Origin of the sequence: Vibrio sp. Y58_MX_L22, assembly GCF_024181865.1 — a bacterium.
GTDB lineage: Bacteria > Pseudomonadota > Gammaproteobacteria > Enterobacterales > Vibrionaceae > Vibrio > Vibrio alginolyticus.
Genome location: NZ_JAMZAN010000002.1, coordinates 556,166 through 570,700, shown reverse-complemented (window position 1 = coordinate 570,700; position 14,535 = coordinate 556,166). Strand labels below are relative to the sequence as shown.

Here is a 14,535-nt window from a genome sequence, read left to right as displayed (position 1 = left end):
CGCCCTTTTTGCTTTTACTTGAATCTCTACTTTCTGTATCCGTAACTCTACGTAATGCTGAAAACGTAGCTTGTTAAAGAGCAAGTTATAGCGCTTCTCCAAAGACTAAAAAGCAAAGCTGTTCATATTCTTCGGTGTTACCAGCAAAAAGAGAGTCAACAATTTGCTCTTCCTTCTTCCCCGACAGTTTCATTTTTCTTGCTTCACGTAGTGTTAGTACCAAGCAAAGCTCTTTAGAAATATTCATGTCACAGCCAGGAGTCCATTGATTGATGGTTCTCGTTAACGTTGAGTGCGCTAGTTTAGGAGACAGCGTCAATACTTCATGTCTTACTACTGTCAGTAGATCGGTTTGCAGATCCGAGCGTTCGGCAGTTGTTGCTAGCTTCTCGACGAGCGCTTTTAGTAGCGGTGAAGGCTTCACAAAGCCCGCCTGTTGTGAGAAGTCGTCATTTAAACGCACAGAAAAATCACAACGATATACACGAGAATTAGGTAAAAAGGTGAGGGAGCTCAAACATCCTTGAGGAATCCAAAAATATTGGCCTGGTTCAATGGCATACTCCTGCTTACCCAATTTAATGACGGCTAACCCTTCGATGACAGACAGTAGACTGTGCTTCAATGCTTTTTTACGCGCAGCTACATCAAGAAAGGGGTATTTAGCGTCGTGAAATTCAATTGCGTAGTTCATTATGAGTACCAGTGTTTTTTGGCGCTAAGGGTAACGTTAAACCCATACGATTCCAACCTGCAGAGAGAATTTTTTAGCATGATAAATGGTGGCTTAACTGGTATGACCATGTTAAAAGTATGGGTTGAAATGCTGCTTGTCAGCAAAACTATGCGTAAAATGTGCCAGCTTTTTTTGATATGTAATGAACAATGACAGCCAATACCGATCCTTATATTGAAATTCGTCCTTACAACGACGAAGAAATTCCAGCAGCGCTGGATCGTCTAATCCAAGATGATGAATTTATCACTGCTATCCTAGAACATCGCTTTGCTAATAAAGCAGCGTGGTTCAAAACGCTAATGAGCCCGATCCTGCGCATCTACCTGAAAGCCAAGTGGAGCAAGCTTGATTCTGTCGAAGCAATTCAGATTGAAGTGAAGAAGTATCTGAAAGATACATTGAATAAGACAACGGATGGCGTCACTTTTTCTGGTTTGGATAAGCTGGATAAAAACACGTCATACCTATTCGTTTCTAACCACCGTGATATTGCGATGGACCCTGCGCTCGTAAATTATGGCTTGTACCAAAGTGGGCACCGTACAGTTCGTATAGCGATTGGCGATAACCTGCTGAAGAAGCCATGTGCGACAGAATTGATGCGACTCAATAAGAGCTTCATCGTTAAGCGCTCTGCTAAAGCACCTAGAGAAATGATGAAAGCATTGGGACAACTGTCAAGCTATATCAAACATTCGCTTGATACTGGCAATTCAATTTGGATTGCCCAAAAGGAAGGTCGTGCTAAAGATGGAAACGACTTTACTGATCCTGCGATTTTAAAAATGTTCCATGTTGAAGGTCGTAAACAAAAGATCAGCTTTGGTGAGTACACGCGTTCTCTGAAAATCGTTCCTGTCTCGATTGCCTATGAAAATGATCCATGTGACATTGCCAAAGCAAAAGAGCTGTACGAAAAAGCAGAAAATGGCCGCTATGAAAAAGGCGAATTTGAAGATATCGAAAGCATCATTCAAGGTATCGTTGGCTATAAAGGCCGTGTACATGTTGCGTTTGGTGATGTGATTGAGCAAGAGTTTGAAACGCCGGAATCTCTTGCTGGTGAAATCGACCGCCAAATTCACAACAACTACAAGTTGTACCCAATCAACTTGTTAGCTGCTGGGCATGAAGATTCGAGCATCATTACGGAAGCGGTTAAGCGTCATCTCGCGGATAAGTTGGATCAGCTACCTGAAGGCGCAAGACCTTATTTGGTGGCGAGCTATGCTAATCCTGTGAATAACCAAGAGTAATCTTCGTCACTGAACTCGTTGATTCAGAATGCCTTAAAGCCTCGGTCTGCCGGGGCTTTTGTTTATCTGCTCTTTAAGGTGCGACGGCACCACCAAGGGTTAAATTGCTGGGCCATTTTGTGATCCTGTTACCACCTAAATAGATATTCCCTTTCACCGTCATTGTGTCTGGAAATACTTTCAGCGCTGATCCTCCAATATAGAGATTACCATCAACCACTAATCCTTCAGGAAGATCAGAAATGGGAGTGCGAATAACACTTAGATCACCTTTTACTCGAAGTTTAGCTGGAAGCGCTTTTAGCGGTGTATCTGTCAGATTTAGGTAACCGCCTAGTTTGATGCCTTTAGGCCAGTTTTCGATCTTACTACCTAGTAGGTTTGCATAGCCTTTTATCTTTGTTCCTGAGCGAATAACTTTGAGTGCGCTGTTAGTTGCTTCCAGACTGCCTTCAACATCAAGCCCTTTAGGCAAGGTTTTGATAGGGGTTTGTGAGATGTTTAAGTTGCCCTTTACCACTAGGCCAGAGGGTAGTTGGGTGTAAGGCTTGTTTCTAAGATCAAGATTGCCGTAATTATCGATGTGACCAAACTTAGAATAGTAATCTAGCTCATATGCCAAAGGAGACGAGCAGAGTAGGATTGAAGTAAGGCATAGGGAAACAAAACGCATAGTCAAAGAGTTAGTTAAATACCGAGATCAACAGGTGCTTATCTTATACTTAAATAAACCTATTATGCATTTTTTGCTCACAGTTTTTGATTCATAACTTAAATATTCAAATTAGAGATACACGTTAAAAGTGTGCGCTTCTTTACTGAGCTAAGTAACTTCAAGCTTACTAAAATGAGATAAATTAAATGATTGAATGTGAAGCAGACCCAAGTGTAGAGGTGAGAAAAATATCAGTAGATATTTGAATAATATGAGATTCTTCCAAGAACTTCACAAGGGTCCTTGTTAGTATTATTGAGGTTTGAGGAGATTTTCATGAAGTTAAAAAGTGTATCTATTTTTACCGCTGGTGTTTTTGCAGTACTGCTGTCGGGTTCCGTTTTTGCTAAATCATACAGTACACCAGAAAACAAAGCGCTAATAGTTGCTGACGGTAAGGTAGGTCAGCGTATCTGTTACTACGATGATAAAGCCTACACCACAGGGGCCGTGATTAATGTTGAAGGCGTATTACTGATGTGTACCGCTGAGAACGATTTTGAAACCAATGGCTCGTTAAAGTGGGTCGTGTTCAAAAAAGATAAATAAACGCGCCGAAGTTGTCTGTTTCATTTAGAGCGGTTTAAGATTAAGAGATTGGAAAAATAAAAAGCGAGCATCATGCTCGCTTTTTTCATTAACGCGCGAGTGAGCGAGTTTTTAATTCAAAGATAAGTTTTTCAGCACTTACTTCAAATTTGAATCGAGCCGTCGCTTGGTTCGATTCTTCGGTTATTTCTGAAACATTGTATTCAACATCAGCACATACTGATTTAGCGAGCTCGATGTATTTTTGTAGTTCAGACTCTAGCTCTGTTTTTGTCTGTGCGAAAACCGTTACGTCGGCAACTTCGTCACCTTCTTTGATGATAAAGCCAATCTCGCCAGCACAGCCGCAGGCCTCACATACTTGGTTTTTTTCTAATTCGACACTCATAACGAATCCTCTTGTAAATACTAAGGGTATTCTATCAGGTATTTGATCTGTATCTACAAAAATGACGACTTTTGCGTAAAAAAGGAACAGAATAGGCACTTGTTAAGTAAGGGTTAAAGATTGGATTACTAAATCATCAAGAACGTTAATGTGATATATATCAACATTTAAAATCAATTAACGAACATAGTGACGAGATTTTGCTCAGTCCAGTTGAACTAATGGTTAATTTATAAGACTATTTCTTGATTGATTATTTTTAATAATTATCATTCTTGGTCTTTGAATAGTTTCGATGAATAATTGGCGCAAGGTTTTGATGAGACTAACTTTTCGCCTTATTTTGAGTAGCATGTATTGACAAAAACATAACTGAAAATTACACATTACGCAGTGTAAAGACGTTATGGTTTGGAACTCGACATGATATTAAATAGTCGCAATACATATACCCAAAGCGCTTTCAAGTGCAGCGCTTAGCAACCTGATTTCTAGGTTTTCGCTAATCGAACCGCATCGGCGAGCCGGGTATAATGCTAAGAATGATTTCATTCTGGCCTCATTTAATAGTGAGTTAGATGGATTTACAAAGAGAAGAGCTTAAAATATGCCAAAGCGTAGTAAAGAAGATACCGAAATCACTATCCAAAAGATCATGGATGCCGTTATTGATCAGCTACTCAGATTAGGTTACGACAAAATGTCGTACACGACGCTAAGCCAGCAGACAGGTATATCGCGTACCGGTATTAGCCATCACTTCCCTAAGAAAACGGACTTCACCGCCGCACTGGATGGCCGTATCTTTAAAATGTTTATTGAACACTTAGAGTTTGATAAAGGATTAAATGCATTTTCACAAAGTTGGATTAAAGCGCTGGAAGATGCTGAATTCCTCGCGATTTTACGACTGCTATTCCATCACATTGTCACCGCTGAAAATGCGCAAGAATTTGCTGCTAATGGTATTGACCGCTTATACAAAATGGTTGAAAGCCAGTTTGGTGCGGGTGGTGACAAAGAGCTTGAGTGGTTGATTGGTCGATCATTGATCCAAATGAGCAAGTAATAGCCTTTAAAGCACCAAATTCTGCCACTATCAAAGCAAAGGCCCGCAACTCTCATATTGCGGGCCTTTGTCGTATCGAAGTGTTTTAGAGACGGCTTAGAGGAGATACGCTTTATGCTGCGGCATGCACTTGAGGGAAGTCTAGCGTCGGATGTTTTGTCACAATAGATCGATAGCCATAAACTTGCTCAATGCGCTCTGACGTTAGTGCATTCCATGGCGTGTCATCACAAACTAGTTTCCCGTTATGCAAGAGTACAAGGCGGTCTGCGTACTGAGAGGCTAGATTCAAGTCATGTAACACCACAACCACCGCTGCGTTTTGTGCTTTTGCCGTTTCACGAGCAATTTTTAACGTGTTGTGTTGATGGGCGAGATCCAACGCTGAGGTAGGTTCATCAAGCATTAAGATTCGTTTTTCGCCAGATTGATGTAGTTGTGTCATCACTCGTGCTAGATGCAGTCGTTGCTTTTCTCCACCAGATAAAGACGGGTACAGGCTTTCTGCTAAATGCAATACGTCGGCTTGTTCCATGTAATGTAAAGCCAGTTTAGTGGTTTCTTTATTGGACAGTGATAGCGGTATTGCCCCCAGCTCTACGACTTCTCTGGCTAGAAATGGGAAGGTTAAGGTGCTGTGCTGCGGGAGCATTGCAATATGTTTGGCGCTTTTTTCAGGCTCCCAATCATGCTTTTGTTTACCGAAGTAGGTGATGTGATGATTCGAAGAGATCTCACCGCATAGAAGCTTGAGCAAAGTACTTTTACCTGCGCCATTGGGGCCGAGTAGGGCGGTCACTTCACCAGCTCGGATATCAATGTTGATGTCATCGAGCACCACACGGTTGCCATACGTCATCGAAATGTTTTTCCCCGATAAAACGATCTGGTTCATTACAAAATCTTCCCTTTTTGCTGGAACAATAAGTAGATGAAAAAGGGCGCGCCAATCAATGCGGTCACGATTCCAACTGGTAATTCAGCTGGTGCCACTGCAACACGAGCAAACATATCTGCGGCAGTAAGAAGCAGTGCTCCCATTAAGGCAGATATTGGTAATAGCGTTCGATGGTCAGGCCCAGCGAGCATGCGCCCTAAGTGAGGAATCACGAGCCCAATAAAGCCAATTGCACCACTGATGCTCACCGTAATACCAACACCCAGTGCAGAAAGTAAAATAAGCTGACGTTTGAGTTTTTGAACCGGAACTCCTAAGTGTCTTGCTTCTGATTCCCCTAACAACAGAGCATTCAGCGCCATCGACTTCTTCTGAAACCAGAGCAATAGGATGACGAGTGTTACAGCAGATAGAGCAATCCCTGACCAATTTGCACCAGCTAATGAGCCCATCGACCAAAGCGTCAAGTCTCGCAGCATCTGATCATCTGCGATAAAGTTCATGTAGCCAATCGCAGCACCCGAGAGCGCGCTGATGGCAACGCCGGCTAACAACATAATTGTAACTGAGGTACCAAACTTACTTGTGCCGAGTTTATAAACGAGAATAGTCGTTAGTGCACCGCCAAGGAAAGCAAAAAGAGGCAGAGCCGCTAAGTTCATTAGTTGCGGATAGTTTTGGCTAAATTCAGCAAATACAACAATAGCGAATGCACCACCAAGAGCAGCGCCAGCAGACACACCAATGATACCAGGCTCGGCTAATGGGTTACGGAACAAGCCCTGCATAACCACACCACAAATTGCCAAAATGGCGCCGATGAACATACACAAAATGGTGCGAGGCAATCGGATTTCGTTAATGACCAACTGAATGTGAGGAGCGAGATCAGAACTGCCTCCCGTTAGGCTACGCAAACTGTCAGCAAAGCTAATGTTCATTGGGCCAACGGTAATAGAGGCGATAGCAATAAATGCTAAAAATCCACTAAGCACTGATAACGTCGTTGAAAGGGGGATGCGTCTTAACAACATGTCATGTCTCTATGGGTAAAGCAGTGCATTCAAGCGTTTAGCTTCTGCAAGGCTTTTAAGGCCCAAACCACCTACCAGAGCATGGCCATCAATCGTTATGATGTCTTTGTTCTTTCCAGCGGGTGTTGCAGCAAGAAGCGGCATTGCTTTTAAAATTGCATCGGCACCACCCAACGTTTCATAGCTGCGACCACTAACAAGAATCACGTCAGGCTGCATCTCTACCATCGCTTCTGTGGATAGAGGCTTGTAAGACGAGAGTTGTGTAGCGGCTGGGTTTTGTCCGCCGGCGAGTTGAATAATTGCATCGGGTGTTGTTTGTGAGCCCGCAACATTTGCAGGTCGCCCTTTATGGATCAGCAGAAAGAGCACTTTCTTTTTCTTCGCTTGAACAGGTTGGTTTGCATTGAGTGCTTGTACTTGCGCCTGGACATCTTGCTTTAAGCTTTCAGCTTGAGCTTTGCGATCCATAAGGTTCGCAATTTGATCAATACGTTGATAAAGGCCCTCGACATTTGCATCAGTATTAACGATTTCTACATCTACGCCAGCCGATTTCAATTGGCTCAATGTTGTTTTCGGCCCCATCTCATCAGAACCAATGACTTTTGTCGGACGTAAGGCGAGCAACCCCTCCGCTGAAAGACGACGATGGTAGCCCACTTTAGGCAGTTCCATTCCTTTTGGTAATTGACTGGTGACGTCGATAGCAACCAAGCTATCTTTAGCGTCGAGTTCAAGCAAGAGTTCAGTGACGGCGCTGCCTGCGCTAACAACGCGCTCTGAGGATGGCGTTTCATTGGCAAAAAGTTGACTACTCGCAAGTAGGGAAATAGCTGCCGTGACAACAGCATGAATAGTGATGCGTGTGTTCTTCATTTTGAAAGGATCTCTATCTTACTTATTTTTATGATGGCTCTTCAGTGAGTAACTGAGTTGCTTGAATTCCGTTTTCTTGTAAAAAGCCGAGAAGTTGTACTAGCGACTGAATATTCGCGGTTTTTTCTGCTCCAATTACAATCGGTTTATCGCTTGACTTACTCTCTTCTAACAGCGCGAGGGTAAAGTTGTCCCAATCGATATATGTCTTGCCGTTAATAGCCCAGTAAGGCTCGTCTTTAAGAATATTTACCGTGATGGATTGCTTATCGACATCTGCAACAGCCTGAGATTCTGTGCTCGGTAAATTGACGTCTAATGAATCGAGTTTGACCGCTGCGGTTAACATCAGGAAAACCATGACGATAAAAATAATGTCTAACAGCGGTGTTAAATCGGGGGTTAAACCGTTACGACTATTTTCTTGTGGTGTTTTAATCATTGAGTTGCAGCCTCAATCTTCTCAGAAGAGCGCAGTGTTACTTTTGAGTGGTCTGGCGAGACATGCTGTAACGAGATACCTTCAAGCCATAAGTTGACGTAGTTTAAAGTGTGCTCAAGCTTGGCGATTACACGATCCGCCCACAAACCAATGATCTGCGCTCCTGAAATGGCAGGAAGTGCGATAATGAGACCCGCGGCAGTGGTGCGCATAGCAAGACCTAGGCCGTCAGCTAAATCATTCGGAGTGATATTCCCCGTTGAAACCGCGATGCCTTTAAACATGTCAATTAAGCCAAGTACCGTACCAAGCAAGCCAATTAAAGGGCTGATGACGCCAATCAGCGTCAGCAAACGAAGGCCGGAATGCAACTGATGGCGTTTTTCTTGCAGCCAAATACCTGCGGCATCTTCTCTTAAAGATTTCGAAAACGAATGATGAGCAAGCAACATCGCAACACCACGGTACAGAAGCGGCCGCTTATTCGACAACTCTTCAGCAAGTGCTTCAAGTTCGCTCCCATTTGTTGGGTCTAATCCTGTGAGCTTTTGGCGAATGGCTCGCTTTCCTACACCAAGGCTAATTAACACATGGAATAATCGCTCGGCGATGATCATCACGGTTAGAGCTGAGCAAATGATCAAAGGCCATGTCATCAGCCCAAATTGAGTTTGTAATTCTTGTAGTTGTTCCATTATCCATCCAACTTAAAACGAACAGGTACTTGTACTCGGTGAGCGACTTTTAGCCCACCTGAAATATGTGGTGTAAATTGCCACTGTTTGATCGCACGAAGTGCTGAGGCATCTAGCGACTCTGTGCCGGAAGACTCAATCAAAACCTGTTTAATCTGGTTACCATTCTCATCTAGCCATATCTCATACAAGGCTACACCTTCAATACCGCGTCTTTGTGCAGACCTTGGGTAACGGGGTTGTGTTGGTTGACTCACAAACGTTGGTTTGTCGACCAAGACAGGCTGAGACGTTGCCCCTTTGGATTGGCTCGCAGGTGCGGATTGTTGAGCTACCGTCTCTTTCTTCACCGGTTCCGTTTTTTTCTTTGGTTTCGCTTCGGGCTGAACCTTTTGCTTTGTTACGGTTTTGGTGGGCTCGACCGTTTTAGGTTTAGATTGTTTAACCGGTTCTGGTTTTTTCTCTACTACCTTCTTCTTAACAGCGTCTTTCTTGACGACCTGTTTTTTTACAATCTTCTTTTCTGGTTCAGGTTGGTCTTGAGGCTGCTCTTTTGGTGGCGCTACATTTTCTGGTGTAGATTTTTCGACAGCGGGAGGAGCAGACACAAGATTTAGACTTACCGAACTTGCTGGGTTTCCAGCCGGCATCGCGAACACCTTTGTCTCTTGAGAAACAAAAAGAAGTGCGGCATGGATGGCAAGGGAAGCACCTCCTGCAATGACATATCTTTGTACGTTCACGGAATATCTCGGGAAACTATGAAAACTTGGGCAGATTATTACTTACAATGGAAATAAGATCAATTATCAATTGCATTATCATTACGCTCAAATTATGATTCTTGCAGAATTTTTAAGATCAGCTTCCATCCCTTACATGATGGGAGTTAAGCGAGTATATATGAGCGTCGATATCGATAAGCTTGATGAATCAGTGTTGGGCAGTGATAGTCCTGATCCATTGCGATTTGCTTTTGTTAAGAAGCATTCTGCACATGCCGGGGGAGCGAGCGTACCTGTGCCCTCGTCTCAACAACAGGCGATTTTTTCGAGTATTACGGCTAACTTAATTAAAGCGACCAATAAACGCTGTCTTTATATTCATGTTCCGTTTTGTCGCGTTCGTTGCACTTTTTGTAACTTCTTTCAAAATGCTGCAAGTCGCACACTGGTTGATGAGTACTTTGAAGCATTAATGCAGGAGCTTAGAGAGAAAGCGACATTACCTTGGACACAAAATGGTATTTTTCACGCCGTATATATCGGGGGCGGAACGCCAACGGATTTATCTCCAGTACAGGTTCGTGTGTTAGGCCAGGCTATCCGAGACCACTTTCCTTTGGCTGCAGACTGCGAAATCACCTTAGAAGGTCGCATCAATCGTTTTTCTGATGAGTTGTATCAAAGCGCTTTAGAGGGTGGGTTTAATCGTTTCTCTTTTGGTGTGCAAAGTTTTAATACACAAGTGCGCCGCAGCGCAAAACGTTTAGATGATAGGGAAGATGTCCTCAAACGAGTGAGCGAGATCGCCAAAGAAGACAAAATTCCGGTCATTATCGATTTACTCTATGGCTTACCTTATCAAACCAAAGAAGTGTTAGAGCAAGATTTAAATGATTTCCTCTCGACTGGCGCACACGGACTGGATTTGTATCAGTTAGTGGTTGGTGGGTCAGCTCCCATGCTCAACCTCGTAGAAAAGGGAAAAATCCCGCCACCTGCGACCACACCAGAAAAAGCGGGAATGTATGAGCTCGGTGTGAACTTTATGGCCAAACACCATATGAAGCAACTTAGCGTGAACCATTGGGCAATCGATAACCGCGAGCGTAGTTTATACAATAGTTTAGCCAAGACTTATGCAGAGGTATTGCCAATTGGCTGTGGTGCTGGAGGTAATATCGGTGGCTACGGGATGATGCAACACCGCACACTAGAGACCTATATTAAAGCGGTCAAAGAAGGTCAAAGCACCATCGCGATGATGATGAAACAAAGCGCTCTAGAACCACTTTTTTCTGCACTCAAATCTGCGTTTGACCGTGGCATTGTTCAAGCAAATCAACTTCCATCATTTATGGGAGAGGACGCGTTCGTGTTTTTATTGCCTCTATTTAAAGTGTGGCAAGCGAAAGGCTTAGTACAGCTACATGAACGTAGCGCAGTCCTTACTCTTGCAGGCAGCTTCTGGGCAGTGTCATTGGCTCAAAGTTGTATTCAGGTACTCACATCAGAGATGAACGAAACCGTACCGAAAGCATCCAATAATTAATGAAAACAAATTGAACAAAAACGGAAGACACAATGGAATCAATCAAGCAACAAGTTGAAGTATTACTAGAGCAAGAACCACAATTATTGCCAGCTGCGATGGCAGAGCGTCTTGGCATTTCCGAGTTTGAGGTTGTTGCGGCTCTACCTCAGGAAATGGTGGCTATTGCACCAGGAGAGCAAGCGCAAAGCATCCTAGAAAGTTTGGTTGGTTTTGGCCCGGTGACGACCATCGTCCACTCTTTTGGTTCTATCTTTGAAGTTAAAGCGCCGTTTCGAAAAGGAAAAGTGGCGCGTGGCTATTACAATTTAATGGGTAGAGAAGGTGAACTGCACGGCCACCTTAAATTAGATAACGTTAAAAATGTCGCATTAGTCAGTAAACCGTTTATGGGTAGAGAGAGTCACTATTTTGGTTTTTTCTCAGAGTGCGGAAGCAATATTTTCAAGGTTTATTTAGGCCGTAACGAAAAGCGCGAGTTGATTGAAGAGCAAGTCACCGCATTTCGCGCCCTACAAGCCGAATTAAAAAAGTAATCACAAACATAATCGAGGCTTAACTCGAATACTAATTAGTAAAGTCAGGTATCAATATGGATCAACAAGTTAAACAAGAGCGTTTGCAAGGTCGTTTAGGGCCAGAGATCAAAGAGTTTCGTCAGGAGCGCCGTACACTTCAGCTTGCAACTGTCGATGCAGAAGGTCGCCCGAATGTAAGCTACGCGCCTTATGTTCAAAACCAGGAAGGTTATTTCGTTCTCATTTCTAAAATCGCTCGTCATGCCCGTAACCTTTTAGAAAATCCAAATGTTTCATTGATGATGATTGAAGATGAAGAGTCTTCAAAGCAGCTGTTTGCTCGTAAGCGCTTAACTTTTGATGCAGTAGCAAATGTAGTTGAGCGAGACACAGAGATGTGGCAACAAGTTGTTGGACAAATGAAAGAGCGTTTTGGTGAGATTATTGATGGTCTAAGCCAGCTAGAGGATTTCGTGTTGTTCAACTTAAAGCCAGAATCGGGGCTATTTGTTAAAGGTTTTGGTCAGGCGTATCAAGTGTCTGGTGATGATTTAGTCGATTTTGTTCACCTTCAAGAAGGTCATAAGAAAGTCGAAAGTGCCTGATTGTAAACCGATCATATGAATGTCGATCATTTGGCATAATGAACGTTTAAAGGGAGTTAGGTTATACTGACTCCCTTTTTTATATTGGAACAAAAGCATGAAACCTGTAAGCAAGGAATTGAGCGAGATTTGCTATCCGTTTATTTACGAGGACAGTCCGGTTTGTGACTTTGAAATTACAGCAGATGAACTTTGTAGTCGTATTGGCCTTGTTCTCGCTATGGAATTGGACAAGTTTAGCCGCGATATACTGACAAGAATGCAGCCTAATGTTTATCATCTAAATGGTTCGGTTCGCGGAAAATTAGCGATTACAGAGACGGAAGTTGAAGAGTTAAAGGCCGATTATGCTTTGCTCAAGCAACGTATTGATGGCGGCTTCAAAGGCTTTGTTCTACCCGGAGGGCACCCGGCAGCCAGTCAATTGCATTTGTGCCGTTGCCAAGCTAAAAAAACGGTACGAGCATTAGTTGCCGTTGAACATACAGGTAAGAAGCAGCCCGCACCTATTTTGTTTCGTTACGCGAACTTATTAGCGAATGTACTTTACAGCCTAGCTTCTTATATTAATCATGCTCACCAAGTCAAAGAGACGGAATTCGTTTCTCGTAGTTACGCGATGCCAAAGAAGTGAGCTGAGAAATTAGCGGATGTGAGCATCAGGGATAGGACAAGTACTGCATTATATTCTCAAATCAACTCGTCCAATAAGAGTTAAGAAGTCATAGCTTTGGCTTCTAGCTCTTTTGCTCCTCGAAGCATCGCTTCGATTAGTTCTCCTGCATTGAATTTCTCAAGTGCCTCATGCGCGCCAACTTGGTGAGCTCTGTCTACACAGATTTCGCTCGATAACGATGTGTGTAAAATGCGGTATGAATGGTTCAGAGAGGAATTATTCTGAACTTCAAATGCTAACTCATAACCGTCTAATCCGGGCATTTCAATATCGCTGACCAGAATATCAATTGGGCGATGAGCCGCAGCGTCACTTTTCATCAGTTCCAATGCATCTAAACCATTTTTACAGATTTGATACCCAATATTGATGCTATCGAGTGCGTCACACAGCTGTTTACGAGCGATGGAAGAGTCATCCACCAATAGAATACTGAGTGCTTTTAGGCGTTCTCGCTCAATATCTGTCAGCATTGGTATCTTTGAATTCTCGTACTGCGGATATATTTTGGAAAGTAGCAGCTCCACATCCAGCATTTGAACAGTTTTGTCCTCGTAGCGAGTAATTCCAGTCACGAAAATATTTTTTCCAGCGCTCGGAGGTGGCGTTTCAATAGCTTTCCAATCGCACTCAATGATCTTCTCTATACTACGAACCATAAAAGCTACCACGGTTCGCAAGCAATCTGTCACGATCAAGTAGCAGCTTTTATATTCTTCTTCACTTATAGGACGAAAGCCAACAGCCGCTGACATATCTATCACTGGTACTGTTAAGTTACGTATCGTAACGGTTCCAATGACGTGATGATGCGAGTAAGGGATCTTTGTCGTTGGCATGTACGGGACGATTTCACGGACTTTTAGCGTACCGATAGCGAAACTCTGTTGCAGGGTGAGCTTAAACATCAACATGCCCTGAGATTGATTCGCTTTGCTAATGACTTTTGCCATGAAAATAACCTTATAAACACCACCGAATTGTGTCTAATCTAATCTTATCAGACGAAGGCTTCAACCATCGGAGAGACAAATGTGAGCTTTTTAGACAATCTTTTAGAGACATAGTGATTAACTGAGCAAAACTTGTTTGTATTTTAAACTCATTATGTAGACGATTTTATATTCCTCGTGTATTGGGGCCTTTACCGCTGAGCTATTATTAAGAAATGTTTGGTCTGTTAAAAAGGATTGGGTACACTTGCGCGACCAGAATAGTGAGAGATAGATCAATGGCAAATACAGCAGCCGCATTACATATTCTTGTGAAGCACAAAGAGCAAGCGGAAGACATAATCAAGCAACTGAAAAAAGGCGCAAAGTTTCAGACATTAGCGAAGAAGTATTCAACTTGCCCGTCAGGCAAACGCGGTGGTGACCTTGGTGAATTCCGCCGTGGTCAAATGGTACCTCAGTTCGACAAAGTGTGCTTTTCTGGCGAAGTGTTAACGCCGCATTTAGTTAAAACCAAGTTCGGTTGGCATGTTGTAAAGGTGCTTTACAGAACATAAGGCTTGGTATCGACCTAAACATTGTCAGATGAAACCCACAAGCATTAAATATCATCTGTACGGTCTCTTTTCACCAATCACTACCGTTATGACATGGCAGATACATTCTGATCTGCCATGCTCCACCAAACGCCAATCTTTCCAAACTAGAAACTCATTTATATGCAGTTAACTTGGCTTTTCTCATAAGTCGTTATTCTATTTCAAGCTTTGATATGAGGATACGTTTGCCGGTTGTATCAATTATCAATGCTATTCCTTGCTGGCGAACTTTGGTTCATGTTCGGG

General features: G+C 43.1%; 18 protein-coding genes. 8 read left to right on the top strand and 10 right to left on the bottom strand.

Annotated elements, in window-relative coordinates; translation table 11 throughout:
• Nucleotides 1–85 precede the first annotated feature (85 nt).
• Nucleotides 86–694, bottom strand: a complete 609-nt coding sequence (locus NL626_RS07675) for a hypothetical protein (protein ID WP_005375302.1) — start codon at nt 692–694, stop codon at nt 86–88.
• A gap of 191 nt (nt 695–885) precedes the next feature.
• Between NL626_RS07675 and NL626_RS07670 the strand changes: the two genes are divergently transcribed.
• On the top strand, nt 886–1,995 hold the full coding sequence (locus tag NL626_RS07670) for a 1-acyl-sn-glycerol-3-phosphate acyltransferase (RefSeq protein ID WP_005385027.1): 1,110 nt from the start codon (nt 886–888) through the stop codon (nt 1,993–1,995).
• Nucleotides 1,996–2,068: 73 nt separating this feature from the next.
• Here NL626_RS07670 and NL626_RS07665 read toward each other — a convergent pair whose 3' ends face one another.
• Complete coding sequence (locus NL626_RS07665) at nt 2,069–2,668, bottom strand: hypothetical protein (protein ID WP_005375305.1); 600 nt, start codon at nt 2,666–2,668, stop codon at nt 2,069–2,071.
• Nucleotides 2,669–2,986: 318 nt separating this feature from the next.
• Here NL626_RS07665 and NL626_RS07660 point away from each other — a divergent pair, with 318 nt between their 5' ends.
• Nucleotides 2,987–3,259 carry a YnjH family protein gene (locus tag NL626_RS07660; RefSeq protein WP_005375306.1) on the top strand — a complete coding sequence of 91 codons (273 nt, stop codon included), beginning with the start codon at nt 2,987–2,989 and terminating at the stop codon, nt 3,257–3,259.
• 88 nt (nt 3,260–3,347) lie between these two features.
• Here NL626_RS07660 and NL626_RS07655 read toward each other — a convergent pair whose 3' ends face one another.
• Nucleotides 3,348–3,647, bottom strand: coding sequence for a YfcZ/YiiS family protein (locus NL626_RS07655; protein WP_005375307.1), 300 nt, complete (start codon nt 3,645–3,647; stop codon nt 3,348–3,350).
• Nucleotides 3,648–4,254: 607 nt separating this feature from the next.
• On the opposite strand from NL626_RS07655, the gene NL626_RS07650 reads away from it, so the two are divergent.
• Nucleotides 4,255–4,716, top strand: coding sequence for a TetR/AcrR family transcriptional regulator (locus NL626_RS07650; protein WP_005385033.1), 462 nt, complete (start codon nt 4,255–4,257; stop codon nt 4,714–4,716).
• Nucleotides 4,717–4,828: 112 nt separating this feature from the next.
• Here NL626_RS07650 and NL626_RS07645 read toward each other — a convergent pair whose 3' ends face one another.
• Genes NL626_RS07645 through NL626_RS07620 form a run of 6 tightly spaced genes read right to left on the bottom strand, consistent with a single transcriptional unit; the run spans nt 4,829 to nt 9,407 of the window.
• Nucleotides 4,829–5,611, bottom strand: coding sequence for a heme ABC transporter ATP-binding protein (locus tag NL626_RS07645; RefSeq protein ID WP_213872609.1), 783 nt, complete (start codon nt 5,609–5,611; stop codon nt 4,829–4,831).
• Nucleotides 5,611–6,648 carry an iron ABC transporter permease gene (locus NL626_RS07640; RefSeq protein WP_005375318.1) on the bottom strand — a complete coding sequence of 346 codons (1,038 nt, stop codon included), beginning with the start codon at nt 6,646–6,648 and terminating at the stop codon, nt 5,611–5,613. The genes NL626_RS07645 and NL626_RS07640 overlap by 1 nt, the downstream gene beginning before the upstream one ends.
• Nucleotides 6,649–6,657: 9 nt before the next feature.
• Entirely contained in the window at nt 6,658–7,527 is an 870-nt protein-coding gene (locus NL626_RS07635; RefSeq protein ID WP_253657185.1) for a hemin ABC transporter substrate-binding protein, read from the bottom strand.
• 28 nt (nt 7,528–7,555) lie between these two features.
• Nucleotides 7,556–7,969: a biopolymer transporter ExbD gene (locus NL626_RS07630; protein ID WP_005375322.1), complete on the bottom strand. Its 414-nt coding sequence runs from the start codon at nt 7,967–7,969 to the stop codon at nt 7,556–7,558.
• Nucleotides 7,966–8,664, bottom strand: a complete 699-nt coding sequence (locus tag NL626_RS07625; RefSeq protein WP_005385044.1) for a MotA/TolQ/ExbB proton channel family protein — start codon at nt 8,662–8,664, stop codon at nt 7,966–7,968. Before NL626_RS07625 ends, NL626_RS07630 begins: the two co-directional genes overlap by 4 nt.
• A complete protein-coding gene (locus NL626_RS07620) occupies nt 8,664–9,407 on the bottom strand; it encodes an energy transducer TonB (protein WP_021707650.1) in 744 nt (247 codons plus the stop codon). Before NL626_RS07620 ends, NL626_RS07625 begins: the two co-directional genes overlap by 1 nt.
• 160 nt (nt 9,408–9,567) lie before the next feature.
• Between NL626_RS07620 and hutW the strand changes: the two genes are divergently transcribed.
• The 4 genes from hutW to NL626_RS07600 all read left to right on the top strand — a co-directional run bounded on the left by hutW (nt 9,568) and on the right by NL626_RS07600 (nt 12,695).
• Nucleotides 9,568–10,938 carry a heme anaerobic degradation radical SAM methyltransferase ChuW/HutW gene (gene hutW / locus NL626_RS07615; protein WP_253657184.1) on the top strand — a complete coding sequence of 457 codons (1,371 nt, stop codon included), beginning with the start codon at nt 9,568–9,570 and terminating at the stop codon, nt 10,936–10,938.
• A gap of 32 nt (nt 10,939–10,970) precedes the next feature.
• Complete coding sequence (gene hutX / locus NL626_RS07610; RefSeq protein ID WP_253657183.1) at nt 10,971–11,474, top strand: heme utilization cystosolic carrier protein HutX; 504 nt, start codon at nt 10,971–10,973, stop codon at nt 11,472–11,474.
• Nucleotides 11,475–11,530: 56 nt separating this feature from the next.
• Nucleotides 11,531–12,061: a heme utilization protein HutZ gene (gene hutZ, locus NL626_RS07605; RefSeq protein ID WP_005375331.1), complete on the top strand. Its 531-nt coding sequence runs from the start codon at nt 11,531–11,533 to the stop codon at nt 12,059–12,061.
• 97 nt (nt 12,062–12,158) lie between these two features.
• Nucleotides 12,159–12,695, top strand: coding sequence for an ATP:cob(I)alamin adenosyltransferase (locus NL626_RS07600; protein ID WP_132936321.1), 537 nt, complete (start codon nt 12,159–12,161; stop codon nt 12,693–12,695).
• Nucleotides 12,696–12,775: 80 nt separating this feature from the next.
• Here NL626_RS07600 and NL626_RS07595 read toward each other — a convergent pair whose 3' ends face one another.
• Complete coding sequence (locus tag NL626_RS07595; protein WP_033906782.1) at nt 12,776–13,690, bottom strand: chemotaxis protein; 915 nt, start codon at nt 13,688–13,690, stop codon at nt 12,776–12,778.
• Nucleotides 13,691–13,905: 215 nt separating this feature from the next.
• Between NL626_RS07595 and ppiC the strand changes: the two genes are divergently transcribed.
• Nucleotides 13,906–14,247 carry a peptidylprolyl isomerase PpiC gene (ppiC, locus tag NL626_RS07590; RefSeq protein WP_080276970.1) on the top strand — a complete coding sequence of 114 codons (342 nt, stop codon included), beginning with the start codon at nt 13,906–13,908 and terminating at the stop codon, nt 14,245–14,247.
• The last annotated feature ends 288 nt before the right edge of the window (nt 14,248–14,535 follow it).

What these genes read in the sequence shown, in the direction of transcription:
- NL626_RS07675 (WP_005375302.1), bottom strand. Translation starts at nt 694, where the DNA reads ATGAACTACGCAATTGAATTTCACGACGCTAAATACCCCTTTCTTGAT.
- NL626_RS07670 (WP_005385027.1), top strand. Translation starts at nt 886, where the DNA reads ATGACAGCCAATACCGATCCTTATATTGAAATTCGTCCTTACAACGAC.
- NL626_RS07665 (WP_005375305.1), bottom strand. Translation starts at nt 2,668, where the DNA reads ATGCGTTTTGTTTCCCTATGCCTTACTTCAATCCTACTCTGCTCGTCT.
- NL626_RS07660 (WP_005375306.1), top strand. Translation starts at nt 2,987, where the DNA reads ATGAAGTTAAAAAGTGTATCTATTTTTACCGCTGGTGTTTTTGCAGTA.
- NL626_RS07655 (WP_005375307.1), bottom strand. Translation starts at nt 3,647, where the DNA reads ATGAGTGTCGAATTAGAAAAAAACCAAGTATGTGAGGCCTGCGGCTGT.
- NL626_RS07650 (WP_005385033.1), top strand. Translation starts at nt 4,255, where the DNA reads ATGCCAAAGCGTAGTAAAGAAGATACCGAAATCACTATCCAAAAGATC.
- NL626_RS07645 (WP_213872609.1), bottom strand. Translation starts at nt 5,611, where the DNA reads ATGAACCAGATCGTTTTATCGGGGAAAAACATTTCGATGACGTATGGC.
- NL626_RS07640 (WP_005375318.1), bottom strand. Translation starts at nt 6,648, where the DNA reads ATGTTGTTAAGACGCATCCCCCTTTCAACGACGTTATCAGTGCTTAGT.
- NL626_RS07635 (WP_253657185.1), bottom strand. Translation starts at nt 7,527, where the DNA reads ATGAAGAACACACGCATCACTATTCATGCTGTTGTCACGGCAGCTATT.
- NL626_RS07630 (WP_005375322.1), bottom strand. Translation starts at nt 7,969, where the DNA reads ATGATTAAAACACCACAAGAAAATAGTCGTAACGGTTTAACCCCCGAT.
- NL626_RS07625 (WP_005385044.1), bottom strand. Translation starts at nt 8,664, where the DNA reads ATGGAACAACTACAAGAATTACAAACTCAATTTGGGCTGATGACATGG.
- hutW (WP_253657184.1), top strand. Translation starts at nt 9,568, where the DNA reads ATGAGCGTCGATATCGATAAGCTTGATGAATCAGTGTTGGGCAGTGAT.
- hutX (WP_253657183.1), top strand. Translation starts at nt 10,971, where the DNA reads ATGGAATCAATCAAGCAACAAGTTGAAGTATTACTAGAGCAAGAACCA.
- hutZ (WP_005375331.1), top strand. Translation starts at nt 11,531, where the DNA reads ATGGATCAACAAGTTAAACAAGAGCGTTTGCAAGGTCGTTTAGGGCCA.
- NL626_RS07600 (WP_132936321.1), top strand. Translation starts at nt 12,159, where the DNA reads ATGAAACCTGTAAGCAAGGAATTGAGCGAGATTTGCTATCCGTTTATT.
- NL626_RS07595 (WP_033906782.1), bottom strand. Translation starts at nt 13,690, where the DNA reads ATGGCAAAAGTCATTAGCAAAGCGAATCAATCTCAGGGCATGTTGATG.
- ppiC (WP_080276970.1), top strand. Translation starts at nt 13,906, where the DNA reads ATGTTTGGTCTGTTAAAAAGGATTGGGTACACTTGCGCGACCAGAATA.